This window comes from Bradyrhizobium sp. CB82, from assembly GCF_029714405.1.
GTDB lineage: Bacteria > Pseudomonadota > Alphaproteobacteria > Rhizobiales > Xanthobacteraceae > Bradyrhizobium.
Genome location: NZ_CP121650.1, coordinates 504,211 through 518,559 on the forward strand (window position 1 = coordinate 504,211; position 14,349 = coordinate 518,559).

Here is a 14,349-nt window from a genome sequence, read left to right on the forward strand (position 1 = left end):
ACCGCGCGGTGCCGTCGCCCCCGTCGATGTCCGCTTCTTGGCGATGCGGACCTCGCCATCGCGCAACTTACTTACTGGATTGTAAGTACCCGCACTAAAGCGGGATGGGGTTAAGTTGAATCGATTTGGGATTCCCAAATCAGCTTGTTTCTGATTCATCATGCTGGCTGGACGGAGGCCAGCATGGATGGGCAAGCCGTATTCTCTGGATCTTCGCAAGCGTGTCGTGGCTGCGATCGAGGGCGGGATGTCCCGCAATCAGGCGGCCAAACAGTTTGGAGTAGCGATCAGCACGGCTATCGGCTGGATGCAGCGGGTCGAGCAGACCGGCAGCGTTGAACCCGGCCAGATGGGCGGTCACAAGCCGAAGGCTGTTTCGGGAGACCACGCCGTCTGGCTGTCGCAGCGGATCAAGGACGGCGATTTCACCATACGTGGTCTCGTTACCGAGCTTGCCGGTCGCGGTCTGAAGGTCGACTACCACTCGGTCTGGGACTTCGTACATGCCGAGAAGCTCAGCTTCAAAAAAAAGCGTGGCGGCTGGCGAACGGGATCGACCCGAGGTGGCGCGGCGACGAGCCCAGTGGGCAAAGTATCAAAATCGCGTCGAAGCTGAGCGCCTGGTCTTCATCGACGAGACCTGGACCAGGACCGATATGGCACCCTTGCGGGGATGGGCGCCGCGCGGGTGTAGACTTCACGCCAAGGTTCCCCACGGCCGCTGGAAGACTATGACCTTCCTGGCGGCCCTGCGCCACGACCGGATCGATGCTCCATGGTTCATCGAGGGGCCGATCGACGGCGTGAGCTTTCGCGCCTATGTCGAGAAGGTTCTTCTGCCCGTCCTTCGACCCGGCGATATCGTCATCTTGGACAACCTCGGCAGCCACAGGAGCAAAGCAGTTCGCCAGCTCATCCGTTCGGTCGGGGCCAAGCTCTTCTTCCTGCCAAAATACTCGCCCGACCTGAACCCGATCGAGCAGGTCTTTGCCAAGCTCAAGCACCTGCTTCGCAAAGCTGCCGCGCGAACTGTCGACGCAGTCTGCGCCGCAATCGGCAACGCACTCGATGCCTTTACCTCAGAGGAATGCGCCAACTACCTCAAAAATTCAGGCTATCGAACTTAATGCCATCACGCTTTAATATGCCTGCTTCGCGTCGGCCTCTTCGCTGGTCTGGATCAAATCGAGGCTCTGCTCGAGCTTGCCGAGCAGGGCCGACAATTGCTTGCGCTCCTGCGCGGAGAGGCAGCTGAGGATTTCGTCCTCCCGTCGCAACAATTGCGGAAACAGTTCTTCATAGAGCGCGCGGCCTTTCCTGGTGAGTTGCAGGCGGAATTCGCGGCGGTCGGCTTCATTCTCGACCCGCTCGATCAGGCCGTCATGCAGCAGGGCGGTCACTGCGCGGCTGATCGTCGACTTATGCGTGCGGGTGCATTGCGAGATGAACTGCGCGCTACAGGCGTCGTTGCGGAAGCCGAGCGTGGCGAGCACGCGCCAGGCCGGAATGTCGAGACCATGCTGCTCCTGATACTCGACCGCGAGCGCGGAACTCACCTCCGCCGCCAGACGGTTGAGACGGAACGGCACGAATTTGAACAAATCGAGCCGCGCCTTCGGCCTTGGCGATGTCTCGTCCGCTTCCTTCGCCTTCAGCGCGGTATCGCCCAATGTCCTCGCCAAAAAAATCGCTCCGAATGCAGTTGACGGACGGCGGCGGCCGGTCCAAGATAGTTGCACGTGAGACTATCTAGCAGATAAGTCCCTTCCTGACCAGAGCCGAGGTTAGCGCATGGCGCAGGCAAAAACCCAATTCGGCTATCGCCGCCACCCCGACCAGGATCGCCCCGGCCAGACTCCGGCCGAGCATGCGATCGTGGTGGTGGGCGCGGGGCCGGTCGGGCTGTCGCTTGCGATCGATCTGGCCCAGCGCGGCCAGCGCGTGGTGCTGCTGGATGACGCCGACCGCATCGGCGAGGGCTCGCGCGCGATCTGCTTCTCGAAGCGCTCGCTGGAATATTGGGACCGGCTCGGCGTAGGTGACCGCATGGTCGAGAAGGGCGTGGTGTGGAGCGTCGGCAAGATCTTCCACGGCGAGTCCCAGCTCTACCAGTTCAACCTCTTGCCCGAAGAGGGGCACAAGCGGCCCGCCTTCATCAACCTCCAGCAATATTACGCGGAAGCCTATCTGATCGATCGCATCAGGGATCTTCCGGAGATCGACCTGCGCTGGCGCAACAAGGTGACCGCGCTCGAGCAACGCAACGATTCCGCCCTGCTGACGATCGAGACGCCCGAAGACGCCTACCGTCTGCAGGCGCAATACGTCATCGCCTGCGACGGCGCGCGCTCCTCGCTGCGGCAGATGGTCGGTGCGGAATTTACCGGCCAGGTGTTCGAGGATCAATTCCTGATCGCCGACGTCAAGATGACCGCGGAATTTCCGACCGAGCGCTGGTTCTGGTTCGACCCACCTTTCCATGCGGGACGCTCGGCGCTGCTGCACAAGCAGCCGGACGATGTCTGGCGCATCGACCTTCAGCTCAATCGCTATGCCGATCCGGCCGTCGAGAAGAAGCCGGAGAACGTGCGGCCGCGAATCGCGCGCATGCTCGGGCACGACAAGTTCGATTTCGAATGGATCTCGCTCTACAAATTTCAGTGCCGGCGGATGGATCGCTTCATCCATGGCCGCGTGATCTTTGCCGGCGACTCCGCGCATCAGGTCTCGCCCTTCGGCGCGCGCGGCGCCAATTCCGGACTTGAGGACGCGGAGAATCTCTCCTGGAAGCTCGATCGGGTGCTGCGCGGTCAATCGCCTGCGACCCTGCTCGAGAGCTACCATTTCGAGCGCAGCATGGCGGCCGACGAGAACATCCGCGAGTCGACCCGCTCGACTGACTTCATGGCGCCGAACTCGCATCAGGAGGCGCGGCTGCGCAAGGCGGTGCTGTCGCTGGCGAAGGAAACCGAGTTCGGCAAGCGCATGGTCAATGGCGGCCGGCTTTCGGTGCCGTGCAGCTACGACTCGCCACTGTCCTCCGCCGACGTGGAGACATGGAGCGGTGGTCCGCGGCCCGGCTGTTCCATGCTGGATGCGCCGGTCAGGACGCGTGCGGGCGAGGACGCCTATTTGACCGATATGTTCCGCAAGGGTGGAACGGGATTTGCCGTGCTCGGGTTTGGCAATGGTGCGGCCATCGAGCTGCCCGCCGGCGTGAAGGACATCCGCATCGGCGGCGAGAACGGACTGATCGACCCCGGCGGGCTCGCCGCGAAACGTTACGATGCCCAGCCTGATACGACTTATCTGCTGCGGCCCGATGGCTACGTTGCGGCGCGTTTCCGCCATCCGACGCAGGCGATGATCGCAGCGGCATTGTTACGCGCTCAAGGCTTGAACTGAGGGGTTTTTAAGAGAATGGCTCTCTCCACCAGCTCGAATTTCGCGCGGCCCGACGATGCCTTCCGCGCCATCGTCGAGGCGCATCGCGGCCTGACCGAAGAGCAGAGCGCGGATTTCGATGCGGCGCTGGTCCTGATCCTCGCCAACCATATCGGCGACATCGACGTTCTCAGGGAAGCGATCGTGCTCGCCAGGCGCCGCATGGTCGGCGGCCAGCAGCAACAGCAACAACAATAACCGTGCAAGGAACGAACTGATGGCGAAGAACTTCGCATCCACCGGCGATCTCGCGGAGAAGAAGGTCACCTTCTCCGAGATCGGGGCCGATCTCTATGCCTTTACCGCCGAAGGCGATCCGAACTCTGCGGTCATCGTCGGCGAGGACGGCTGTCTGGTGTTCGACGCGCAGGCAACGCCGGCGATGGCCAACAAGGTGATCGAGCGCGTGCGCAGTGTCACCGACAAGCCGATCAAATATGTCGTGCTGTCGCATTATCACGCCGTCCGCGTGCTGGGCGCGTCCGCCTACAAGGCGCAAGGCATCGTCGCCTCGCAGGAGACCTATCGGCTGATCGAGGAACGCGGCAAGCAGGATTGGGATTCCGAGTATGGTCGCTTCCCACGCCTTTTTCAGGATGCGCAGAGTATTCCTGGGCTGACCTGGCCGACGCTCACTTTCGAAGGCGAGATGTCGATCTATCTCGGAAAACGCGAGGTGCGGCTGATGCAGCTCGGGGCGGGCCACACCTCCGGCGACATCGTTGCCTGGGTGCCGGATGCGGAAGTGATGTTCTCCGGCGATCTCATCGAATACCACTCGGCCTGCTATTGCGGCGATGCGCATCTGCGCGAGTGGCCGCTGACGCTGACCGAGATCCGCAACTTCAATCCCAAGGCGATCGCGCCGGGCCGCGGCGATGCGCTGAAGGGCACCACCACCGCGCGCGAGGCGATCGCGATGACGCGCGATTTCGTCACCACGCTCTATGGCGCGGCCGAGATCTCCGTGGCCAAGGGGCGCACGCTGAAGGAAACCATGGCGGCGACGCGCGAGGTGATGGATCCCAAGTTTTCGAGCTTTGCCATCTACGAGCACTGCCTGCCGTTCAACGTGTCGCGCGCCTTCGACGAGGCGTCGGGGATCGACGATCCCGTGATCTGGACCGACAAGCGCGACCAGGAGATGTGGGCGGCCCTGCAAGGAGGAGGATAGTCATGAACATCAATACCTCGCCCGATCAGATCGTTCGCAGCACTGCACAGGTCACGCCGGGCTACATGTCCGGCTTCGGCAACAGCTTTGAGACGGAGGCGCTGCCGGGCGCGCTGCCGATGGGACGCAACTCGCCGCAGCGCTGCGCCTATGGGCTCTATGCCGAGCAGCTCTCGGGCTCGCCTTTCACCGCGCCGCGCGGCACCAATGAGCGCTCCTGGCTCTATCGCATCCGTCCCTCGGTGAAGCATTCGGGGCGCTTCGAGAAAGTCGACGCCGGCCTGTGGCGCTCGGCGCCATGCCATGAATACGATTTGCCGATCGCGCAGCTGCGCTGGGACCCGACGCCGATCCCGACGGAGGAGATTACCTTCCTCGGGGGCGTGCAGACCATGACGACGGCGGGCGACGTCAACACGCAAGGAGGCATGGCCGCGCATGTCTACCTCATCACCAAATCGATGGTGGACCAGCATTTCTACAATGCCGACGGCGAGCTGATGTTCGTGCTCCAGCAGGGCAATCTTCGTCTCGTCACCGAGTTCGGTCGCATCGACGCCGAGCCCGGCGAGATCGTGGTGATCCCGCGCGGCGTCAAGTTCCGCGCCGAGATTCCGAATGGGCCGGCGCGCGGCTATCTCTGCGAAAACTATGGCGGCGCCTTCACGCTGCCGGAGCGCGGCCCGATCGGCGCCAACTGTCTTGCCAATGCGCGCGACTTCCTGACGCCGGTGGCGAGCTACGAGGACAAGGACACGCCGACCGAGCTCTACGTGAAGTGGGGCGGCTCGCTGTTCAAGACGCAGCTCGCCCATTCGCCGATCGACGTCGTCGCCTGGCACGGCAATTACGCGCCGTACAAGTACGACCTGCGCACCTTCTCGCCGGTCGGCGCGATCGCCTTCGACCATCCCGACCCCTCGATCTTCACGGTGCTGACCTCGCCGTCGGAAACCGCGGGCACGGCGAATATCGACTTCGTCATCTTCCCCGAGCGCTGGTTGGTCGCGGACAACACCTTCCGGCCGCCCTGGTATCACATGAACATCATGAGCGAGTTCATGGGCCTCGTGTACGGCGTCTATGATGCGAAGCCGGAAGGCTTCGTCCCCGGCGGCATGAGCCTGCACAATTGCATGCTGCCGCACGGCCCCGACCGCGACGCCTTCGAGCACGCGAGCAACGGCGAATTGAAGCCGGTCAAGCTCACCGGCACGCTCGCCTTCATGTTCGAGACCCGCTACCCCCAACGCGTCACCGCGCATGCCGCGAAATCGCCGACGTTGCAGGATAATTACGCGGATTGCTGGAAGGGACTTGAAAAGCGGTTCGATCCGAATAGGCCGTGACACTTACCCTCCCCTGGAGGGGGAGGGTCGCTCGCGCTAGCGAGCGGGGTGGGGTGACAGTCCCTCCATTGAGGCGGTGCCCGAGAGGAGAGGTCATCCCACCCCGCTTCGCATTCCGCCTCGCTTCATGCGAACCGACCCTCCCCCTCCAGGGGAGGGTGGAGAAGCCTCACCTGAGTCCAGATCGGGAAAGAAATGCCCCACGCCAACGATCCCAGCCTCCGCTCCTTCATCGACGTCGATCCGTCCTCCGACTTCCCGATCCAGAACCTGCCCTACGGCGTGTTCTCGACGGCGGCCTATCCGGCGCCGCGCGTTGGGGTCGCGATCGGTGACTTCGTGCTCGACCTCTGGGAGCTCGAACAGGACTCGCGGCTCGATGTCGGCCCGCTCGGCGTGTTCTCGGCGCGGTCGCTCAATCCGTTCATGGCGCTCGGTCCAAAGGTCTGGGCGAGGACACGGGCGCGGATCAGCGAGCTGCTTCGCCATGATCATCCGGAGCTGCGCGACAACGAGGAACTGCGCAAACAGGCCCTGGTGCCGATGCGCGACGTACGGCTGCATCTGCCGTTCGTGGTCTCCGGCTATACCGACTTCTATTCGTCCAGGGAGCACGCCACCAATGTCGGGGTGATGTTCCGCGGCAAGGACAATGCGCTGCAGCCGAACTGGCTCTATATGCCGATCGGCTACAACGGCCGCGCCTCGACCGTGGTCGTCAGCGGTACCAGGATTAAGCGGCCGCGCGGGCAGTTGAAGCCGCCGACCGCCGAGGTGCCGAGTTTTGCAGCCTGCAAGCGGCTGGACTTCGAGCTGGAGATGGGCGTCGTCCTCGGACAGCCGTCGCCGATGGGTGGCATGCTCAGCGAGCAGCAGGCCGAGGAGATGATCTTCGGCTTCGTGCTGCTGAACGACTGGAGCGCGCGCGACATCCAGCAATGGGAATATGTGCCGCTCGGACCGTTCCTCGCAAAGGCCTTCGCGACCTCGATCAGCCCGTGGGTGGTGACGCGCGAGGCGCTGGAGCCGTTCCGCCTGCAAGGACCGGAGCAGAGCCCGGCGCCGCTCGATTATCTCAAACAGGGTCGGCCGCAGAACTACGATATCGAGCTCGACGTCTCCTTGCGCGCCGCCGGCACGAATGCCGCGGCCAGCATCAGCCGCACCAATTTCAAATACATGTACTGGTCCTCGGTGCAGCAATTGATGCACCACGCCTCGGGCGGCTGCGCCATGAATGTCGGCGATCTCCTCGGCTCGGGCACGATCTCCGGGCCGGAAAGAACCCAGCGCGGCAGCCTGCTCGAAATCTCCTGGAACGGCGCCGAGCCGGTGGAATTGCCTGATGGCACCAAACGTTCGTTCCTCGAGGACGGTGACAGCCTCGTCATGCGCGGCTGGTGTCAGGGCGACGGCTACCGCGTCGGCTTCGGCGAGGTGGAGGGAACGATTCTGCCGGCGGATTAAGCTTCGCCACTGCCACAATCTCCGTCGTTGCGAGGAGCGAAGCGACGAAGCAATCCAGAGTATCTCCGCGGAAAGATTCTGGATTGCTTCGCTTTGCTCGCAATGACGGTGTGGGGGCGGCTACCGCGCTTCCGGCGGCACATTGCGGATTCTCGCGCAATGCGCGGCGACATCCTCCGCGCTGTATTTCAAATGCACCCGCTTGTCGGACGGTGCCTGCTTGCTCGTGCACACGCCCGGCCGCCACTCCTGCGTGGGGCGGATCGGGCGCGGAGCAAAGCCGCCGCCGCAATTCGGGCAGACGTTGAAGAGCCTCGTCTCGACGCAGTCGGCACAGAACGTGCATTCATAGGAGCAGATCCGCGCATTCGTTGCGCCAGGGGGCAGGTCGCAGTCGCAATATTCGCAGTTGGGCCGAAGCTGCAGGGCCATGGCTCAGTCTCCCGGAGCATGATGATCATGCTCAAACAAAAATAGGCTGGCGCCGATCATCGCAAATCGCACGCTTCGCGCGAATGTCGTATTTCCCTCGATTTCAGCCAGGCGTGAGCCCCTTCAACGGCAGCCGCGAGCTTTCTTTCAGCCGGTCGAGCACGATCGAGGAGCGCACATGCGCGACGCTCTGGTGCGGCATCAGGATGTCGTTGACGAGGTTGGAGAGTCCCCTGAGGTCGCGCAGCACGGCCTTCAGCACATAGTCTGCGTCGCCGGTGAGCGAATAGGCCTCCTGGATCTCGTCGATGCGGCCGACGAGGCTGCGGAATCGCTTGGCATTGTCGGGCGAGTGCGTCGCCAGCGTCACCTGGATGAAGGCGATCACGCTGAAGCCGAGCGCCTCGCTGGAGAGATCGGCGTGATAGCCCGCGATCACCTTCTCCTCCTCAAGCCGCATCCGCCGGCGCGAGCATTGCGAAGCCGAAAGCCCCGCGATGTCGGCGAGTTCCTGGTTGGTGAGGCGGCCGTCGTCCTGGAGCGCGGTGAGGATCTTGAGGTCGAAGGCATCTACCGGAATCATGCGTCCTTTATCCGTTTTATGCACAGATCGTGTATAAACTACCGGAAACGCGTTCCGTTTGCACGCCCATTGCGCGCCCCATGAAGGATAGTTCTGGCAAGCAATTTGGAGGGTTCGCCAATGGGTCCGTTTCCGCACGATGCACCGCCCGCCACCATCAGCGCCGACAATCCGATGGGCACCGACGGGTTCGAGTTCGTCGAATATGCCCACCCCGATCCGCAACAGCTGCACGCGCTGTTCAAGCTGATGGGCTTTGCACCGGTCGCGCGCCACAAGACCAAGAAGATCACGGTCTATCGCCAAGGCGATATCAACTATCTCGTCAACGAGGAGCCGGGCACGCATGGCTTCGATTTCGTCGGCGCCCACGGGCCGTGCGCGCCGTCGATGGCGTTCCGCGTCGTCGATGCGAAGGCGGCCTATGACCGCGCCATCGCGCTCGGCGCCGAGCCGGCCGACGTCACCTCCGCGCAGAAGTCGCTGGACGTGCCAGCGATCAAGGGTATCGGCGGCAGCCTGCTGTATCTCGTCGATTGCTACGGCGCCAAGGGCTCTGCCTACGACGCCGAGTTCGAATGGCTTGGCGCGCGCGACCCGCGGCCCCAAGGTGCCGGCCTGTTCTATCTCGATCACCTCACCCACAATGTCCATCGCGGCCAAATGGATGTGTGGGCCGGCTTCTATGAAAAGCTCTTCAATTTCCGCCAGATCCGCTTCTTCGACATCGAGGGCCGCGCGTCCGGCCTGTTCTCGCGGGCGCTGACCAGCCCCGACGGCAAGATCCGCATTCCCATCAATGAGGACGCCGGCGATTCCGGCCAGATCGAGGAGTATCTGAAGATCTATCGCGGCGAGGGCATCCAGCACATCGCCTGCGGCTGCCGCGAGATCCACGGCACGATCGAAGGCCTGCGTGCGGCCGGCCTGCCGTTCATGCCGTCGCCGCCCGACACCTACTTCGAGAAGATCGACGCGCGGCTGCCCAAGCACGGCGAGGACGTCGCGCGATTGCAGCGAAACGGCATTTTGATCGACGGCGAGGGTGTCGTCGACGGCGGCCAGACCAAGGTGCTGCTCCAGATCTTCTCGGCGAATGCGATCGGCCCGATCTTCTTCGAGTTCATCCAGCGCAAGGGCGACGACGGCTTTGGCGAGGGCAATTTCAAGGCGCTGTTCGAATCGATCGAGGAGGATCAGATCAGGCGCGGCGTGCTGAAGGTGGACAACGCGGCGTAACCGCTGCTGTAGGTTGGGCAAAGCCGAGCGTGCCACCGCTTCTGTCTGCAATTGCTGGTGGGCACGGCGCTACGCGCCTTTGCACACCCTTCGAGGGCGTTGCTACCGGTCCGCCTTCCACGCCTCCGTTAGCGCGCCGATCTCCGCCGCCTCCGGCTCGCGGATCCCTGACGGCGTGCGCGAGAACCTTGGCGCCGGCGCGGGCTGCTTCACGCCGTGGCGTTCGACGAAGACGCTGCGCGCGACCATGTGCGGATGCTTTGTCGCCTCCGACATCGTCAGCACCGGCGCGAAGCAGATGTCGGTGCCTTCCATGATCCCGCACCAATCCTCGCGTGTCTTGCTCTTGAAGATCGCCTTCAGCTTTGCCTTCAGCGCCGGCCAGGCCTTGCGGTCCATCTGCGCGTCGAAATCGGCGTCGGTGAGCCCGGCGTGTTGCCGCAGCAGCGCGTAGAACTGCGGCTCGATCGAACCGATCGAGATGAAATGGCCGCAGGCGCATTCGTAGACGCCGTAGAAATGCGCGCCGCCGTCCAGAAAGTTCTGGTCGCGGCCTTCGGTCCAGCGGCCCATCGCGGTCATGTCGAAGAAGAACGACATCAGTGAGGCCGCCCCGTCGCACATCGCGGTGTCCACCACCTGGCCCTTGCCGGACTTTTGCGCTTCCAGGAGCGCGGCGAGCACACCGACCACCAGATAAAGTGCGCCGCCGCCGAAATCGCCGACGAGATTGAGCGGCGGCACCGGCGCGTCCTTCGTGCCGATGGCGGCCAGTGCGCCGGTGACGGAGATGTAATTGATGTCGTGGCCCGCGGCATTCGCCAGCGGACCTTCCTGGCCCCAGCCGGTCATGCGGCCATAGACGAGCTTTGGATTGCGCGCGAGCACGACATCGGGGCCGAGCCCGAGCCGCTCCATCACGCCCGGGCGAAAACCTTCGATCAGCGCGTCTGCGCGAGCGAGCAGGTCAAGCACCTCGGCGATCGCCGCCTTGTCCTTCAAGTCGAGCTCGATCACCTTGCGGCCGCGGCCGGCCACCGACTTCATGCTTTTGTTCGCACCGACACGATCGAGTGTGACGACCTCGGCGCCCATGTCGGCGAGCAGCATGCAGGCGAACGGGCCGGGGCCGATGCCGGCGAATTCGACGATGCGGAAGCCTGCGAGCGGGCCGGAGGCGCGGGCGGATGAGCCTTCTGATTTTTCTTGAACTGATTCTCGGGCTGATTGATCGGGCACGTTGTTGTTTCCTCGGGGCCGCAAGACGGGCGCGCGAAGCGGCACCCGTTTGGACGTTCCTCTGTGGGCGAGTTAATTGGTCGATTAAATTTTCTCGCCTTCGACCTGACGAGGCAAGCGCTTTTGATGCATGGGCGCATAATAAAAGCGGCGCGCATTGCTGCGCGCCGCGGAAAATTTGTGTTGAGTGGCTAAAGCGCGATCGTCGTCGCGCTTTAGCTATTTGATCAGCCCGCGGCGGCCACCGCGCGCTGCGCCATGACCTTGATCAGGTTGGCACGGTAGTCGGCCGAGCCGTGGAGATCGCTCAGCAAGCCGCTCGCCGGGATCGAGACGCCATCGACCGCGCTTGCCGCCCAGTTCGCCTTCAGCGCGGCTTCGAGCGCGCCAACGCGCATCACGCCGCTCTGCGAGGCGCCGGTCGCGGCGACGCGGACGTCGCCCGACCTCGTCTGGGCAACGAACACGCCGGTCAGTGCGAAGCGCGAGGCCGGATGCGGGAATTTGGCGTAACCCGCCTTCGCCGGAACCGGGAACGACACGGCGGTGATGATCTCGCCGTCTTCGAGTGCGGTCGCGAACAGGCCCTTGAAGAAGTCGTCGGCCGCGATCGAGCGCTTGTTGGTCTTGATCGTCGCGCCCAGCGCCAGCACCGCGGCCGGATAGTCGGCGGCCGGATCGTTGTTGGCGAGCGAGCCGCCGATCGTGCCGAGGTAGCGCACCGCGGGATCGCCGATCAGCGAGGCCAGATAGGCAACCGCCGGGATCGCCTTCTTCGCGGCGTCGCTCGTCGCGACGTCGTAATGCGGCGTCGCCGCCTTGATGGTCAGCGTGTCGCCGGAGGCTTCAACGCCGATCAGCTCCTTGATCTTCGCAAGGTCGATCACATCAGAGGGACTGGCGAGCCGCTGCTTCATCACCGGCAGCAGCGTCTGGCCGCCGGAGAGATATCTTGCCTCGCTGCCCTTGGCGAAAAGCGCGGCTGCCTCGTCGACGGAGGAGGCGCGATGATAGGTGGTCTGGTACATCTTCGTTCCTCCTCTTAAGCCGCGTGGATCGTGCGCCACACCCGGTCAGGGGTCGCGGGCATTTCCAGGTTGTTCTTGCCGATCGCGTCCGTGATCGCGTTGATCACCGCAGCGGACGCACCGATCGCGCCGGCCTCGCCGCAGCCCTTGATGCCGAGCGGATTGCCCGGGCAGAGCGTCGTGGTGTGGCTGAGCTTGAACGACGGCAGGTCGTCGGCGCGCGGCATGGTGTAATCCATGAACGAGGCCGTGATCGGCTGTCCGTTGGCGTCATAGACCGCGTGCTCGAGCAGCGCCTGGCCGATGCCTTGCGCGAGACCGCCATGGACCTGGCCCTCGACGATCATCGGGTTGATCAGGCGCCCGAAGTCGTCGGCCGCCACGAAGTTGACGAACGACGTCTTGCCGGTGCCAGGGTCGACCTCGAGTTCGCAGATGTAGGCGCCGGCCGGGAAGGTGAAGTTGGAGGGGTCGTAGAAGGCGCTTTCCTTCAGGCCCGGCTCCATCCCGTCAGGCAGGTTGTGCGCGGTGTAGGCCGCGAGGGCGACCATCGGCAGCGCGATCACCTTGTCGGTGCCGGTCACCTTGAACTCGCCGTTCTCGATGACGATGTCGGCCTCCGACGCTTCCAGCTGGTGCGCGGCGATCTTCTTGGCCTTGGACTCGACCTTCTCCACGGCTTTGAGGATGGCGGTGAGACCGACGGCCGCGGAACGCGAGCCGTAGGTGCCCATGCCGAACTGCACCTTGTCGGTATCGCCATGGACGATCGAAACCTGGCTTATGGGAATGCCGAGGCGATCCGAAATGAGCTGAGCGAACGCCGTCTCATGGCCTTGGCCGTGGCTGTGCGAACCCGTCAATACTTCGATAGTCCCGACCGGGTTGACGCGCACTTCGGCCGATTCCCACAGACCGACGCCGGCACCCAGGCTGCCGACCGCCTTCGACGGTGCGATGCCGCAGGCCTCGATGTAGCAGGAGACGCCGATGCCGCGCAGCTTGCCTTGGGCCTTTGCCTGCGCCTTGCGGCCCGCGAAGCCGGCATAGTCGATCGCCTTCATCGCCGCGTCGAGCGAAGCATTAAAGTCGCCGGTGTCATAGGCCATGATGACGGGCGTCTGGTGCGGGAACTGGGTGATGAAGTTCGTCTTGCGCAGTGCGGCCGGATCGACATTGAGCTGCCGTGCCGCCGTCTCCATCATCCGCTCAACCAGGTAGCTCGCCTCCGGTCGGCCGGCGCCACGATAGGCGTCGACCGGCGTGGTATTGGTGTAGACGGCGATCACCTCGGCATGGATCGCCGGAATGTTGTACTGGCCCGATAGCAGCGTCGCGTAGAGATAGGTCGGCACGGCTGAGGAGAACAGCGACATGTAGGCGCCGAAATTGGCGTAGGTTTTCACCTTCAACCCGGTGATCTTGTTGTTGGCGTCGAACGCCATCTCGGCATGGGTGACATGGTCGCGGCCATGCGCGTCGGTGAGGAAGGCTTCGGTGCGGTCGCCGGTCCACTTCACCGGACGGCCGGTCTTCTTCGACGCCCACAGCGCCACCATCTCCTCGGGATAGATGTAGATCTTGGAGCCGAAGCCGCCGCCGACATCGGGCGCGATCACGCGCAGCTTGTGCTCGGGCGCGATGTTGTAGAAGGCCGAGAGCACGAGGCGCGCGACGTGCGGATTCTGCGATGTCGTGTAGAGCGTGAAATGCTCTTCCGCCTCGTTGTAGTCGGCGACCGCCGAGCGCGGCTCCATCGGGTTCGGCGCGAGGCGGTTATTGGTGAGGTCGAGCTTCACCACATTGGCCGCCTTCGAAAAGGCGTCGTTCACCGCATTCTCGTCGCCGATGACCCAGTCATAGATCTGGTTGCCGGGTGCCTCGGGATGGAGTTGAGGTGCGCCGGCTTTGATCGCGTCGGTCACGTTCGCGACAGCGGGCAGTTCCTCGTAATCGACGACCACGGCTTCGGCGGCATCGCGGGCCAGGTTCTTGCTCTCGGCGATGACGACCGCGACGGCCTGTCCGACGAAGCGTACCGTCTCCGGCGCCATCGCCGGCCATGCGCCCATCTTCATCGGGCTGCCGTCCTTGGAGGTGATGGCCCAGCCGCAGATGAGGTTGCCGACCTTGTCGTCGACGAGCTGCTTGCCGTTGAGCACGGCGACCACGCCCGGCATCTTCAACGCCGCGGAAGCGTCGATGCCTTTCACCTTGGCATGCGCGTGGGGGCTGCGGACGAAATGGGCATAGGTCATGCCCGGTAACTTGACGTCGTCGACATACCGGCCCTTGCCGGTAATGAAACGCTTGTCTTCCTTGCGCACAACGCTTGCGCCAATGCCTTCAACACCCATGTCCTGTCCTCCCGACCGGAATTTGTTTGACCGCGCT

At 63.7% G+C, this 14,349-nt stretch carries 13 protein-coding genes; 7 read left to right on the forward strand and 6 right to left on the reverse strand.

What is annotated here, in order from left to right; genetic code table 11:
- The first annotated feature begins 187 nt into the window (after window positions 1-187).
- Window positions 188-1,127, forward strand: a protein-coding gene (locus QA640_RS02375) for an IS630 family transposase (RefSeq protein ID WP_283039183.1) whose coding sequence is annotated in 2 segments (ribosomal slippage) — window positions 188-534 and window positions 533-1,127 — 942 coding nt in all. Because the reading frame shifts where the segments join, the coding sequence is not laid out codon by codon here.
- Window positions 1,128-1,139: 12 nt separating this feature from the next.
- Here QA640_RS02375 and QA640_RS02380 read toward each other — a convergent pair.
- Window positions 1,140-1,682 carry a MarR family transcriptional regulator gene (locus QA640_RS02380; protein WP_283039184.1) on the reverse strand — a complete coding sequence of 181 codons (543 nt, stop codon included), beginning with the start codon at window positions 1,680-1,682 and terminating at the stop codon, window positions 1,140-1,142.
- Between the two features lie 109 nt (window positions 1,683-1,791).
- On the opposite strand from QA640_RS02380, the gene QA640_RS02385 reads away from it, so the two are divergent.
- The 5 genes from QA640_RS02385 to fahA all read left to right on the forward strand — a co-directional run bounded on the left by QA640_RS02385 (window position 1,792) and on the right by fahA (window position 7,434).
- A complete protein-coding gene (locus tag QA640_RS02385; protein ID WP_283039185.1) occupies window positions 1,792-3,405 on the forward strand; it encodes an FAD-dependent oxidoreductase in 1,614 nt (537 codons plus the stop codon).
- Between the two features lie 15 nt (window positions 3,406-3,420).
- On the forward strand, window positions 3,421-3,642 hold the full coding sequence (locus QA640_RS02390; RefSeq protein WP_283039186.1) for a DUF2783 domain-containing protein: 222 nt from the start codon (window positions 3,421-3,423) through the stop codon (window positions 3,640-3,642).
- A 19-nt stretch (window positions 3,643-3,661) separates the two neighbouring features.
- The gene (locus tag QA640_RS02395) at window positions 3,662-4,618 is read left to right on the forward strand and encodes an MBL fold metallo-hydrolase (RefSeq protein ID WP_283039187.1); all 957 of its coding nucleotides are present in this window, start codon (window positions 3,662-3,664) and stop codon (window positions 4,616-4,618) included.
- A gap of 2 nt (window positions 4,619-4,620) precedes the next feature.
- Window positions 4,621-5,967 carry a homogentisate 1,2-dioxygenase gene (hmgA, locus tag QA640_RS02400; RefSeq protein ID WP_283039188.1) on the forward strand — a complete coding sequence of 449 codons (1,347 nt, stop codon included), beginning with the start codon at window positions 4,621-4,623 and terminating at the stop codon, window positions 5,965-5,967.
- A gap of 195 nt (window positions 5,968-6,162) precedes the next feature.
- Window positions 6,163-7,434, forward strand: a complete 1,272-nt coding sequence (fahA, locus tag QA640_RS02405; protein ID WP_283039189.1) for a fumarylacetoacetase — start codon at window positions 6,163-6,165, stop codon at window positions 7,432-7,434.
- 120 nt (window positions 7,435-7,554) lie between these two features.
- On the opposite strand, the gene QA640_RS02410 is transcribed toward fahA, so the two are convergent.
- Window positions 7,555-7,866 carry a DUF1272 domain-containing protein gene (locus QA640_RS02410; protein ID WP_283039190.1) on the reverse strand — a complete coding sequence of 104 codons (312 nt, stop codon included), beginning with the start codon at window positions 7,864-7,866 and terminating at the stop codon, window positions 7,555-7,557.
- 103 nt (window positions 7,867-7,969) lie between these two features.
- Window positions 7,970-8,449, reverse strand: coding sequence for an Lrp/AsnC family transcriptional regulator (locus QA640_RS02415; protein WP_283039191.1), 480 nt, complete (start codon window positions 8,447-8,449; stop codon window positions 7,970-7,972).
- Between the two features lie 120 nt (window positions 8,450-8,569).
- Between QA640_RS02415 and hppD the strand changes: the two genes are divergently transcribed.
- Entirely contained in the window at window positions 8,570-9,688 is a 1,119-nt protein-coding gene (gene hppD, locus QA640_RS02420) for a 4-hydroxyphenylpyruvate dioxygenase (protein ID WP_283039192.1), read from the forward strand.
- Window positions 9,689-9,790: 102 nt separating this feature from the next.
- Here hppD and QA640_RS02425 read toward each other — a convergent pair whose 3' ends face one another.
- The 3 genes from QA640_RS02425 to QA640_RS02435 form a co-directional block, all read right to left on the reverse strand.
- Entirely contained in the window at window positions 9,791-10,927 is a 1,137-nt protein-coding gene (locus tag QA640_RS02425) for a CaiB/BaiF CoA-transferase family protein (RefSeq protein WP_283039193.1), read from the reverse strand.
- Window positions 10,928-11,154: 227 nt separating this feature from the next.
- Window positions 11,155-11,955, reverse strand: coding sequence for a xanthine dehydrogenase family protein subunit M (locus QA640_RS02430; protein ID WP_283039194.1), 801 nt, complete (start codon window positions 11,953-11,955; stop codon window positions 11,155-11,157).
- A 14-nt stretch (window positions 11,956-11,969) separates the two neighbouring features.
- Entirely contained in the window at window positions 11,970-14,312 is a 2,343-nt protein-coding gene (locus QA640_RS02435; RefSeq protein ID WP_283039195.1) for a xanthine dehydrogenase family protein molybdopterin-binding subunit, read from the reverse strand.
- Window positions 14,313-14,349: the final 37 nt, after the last annotated feature.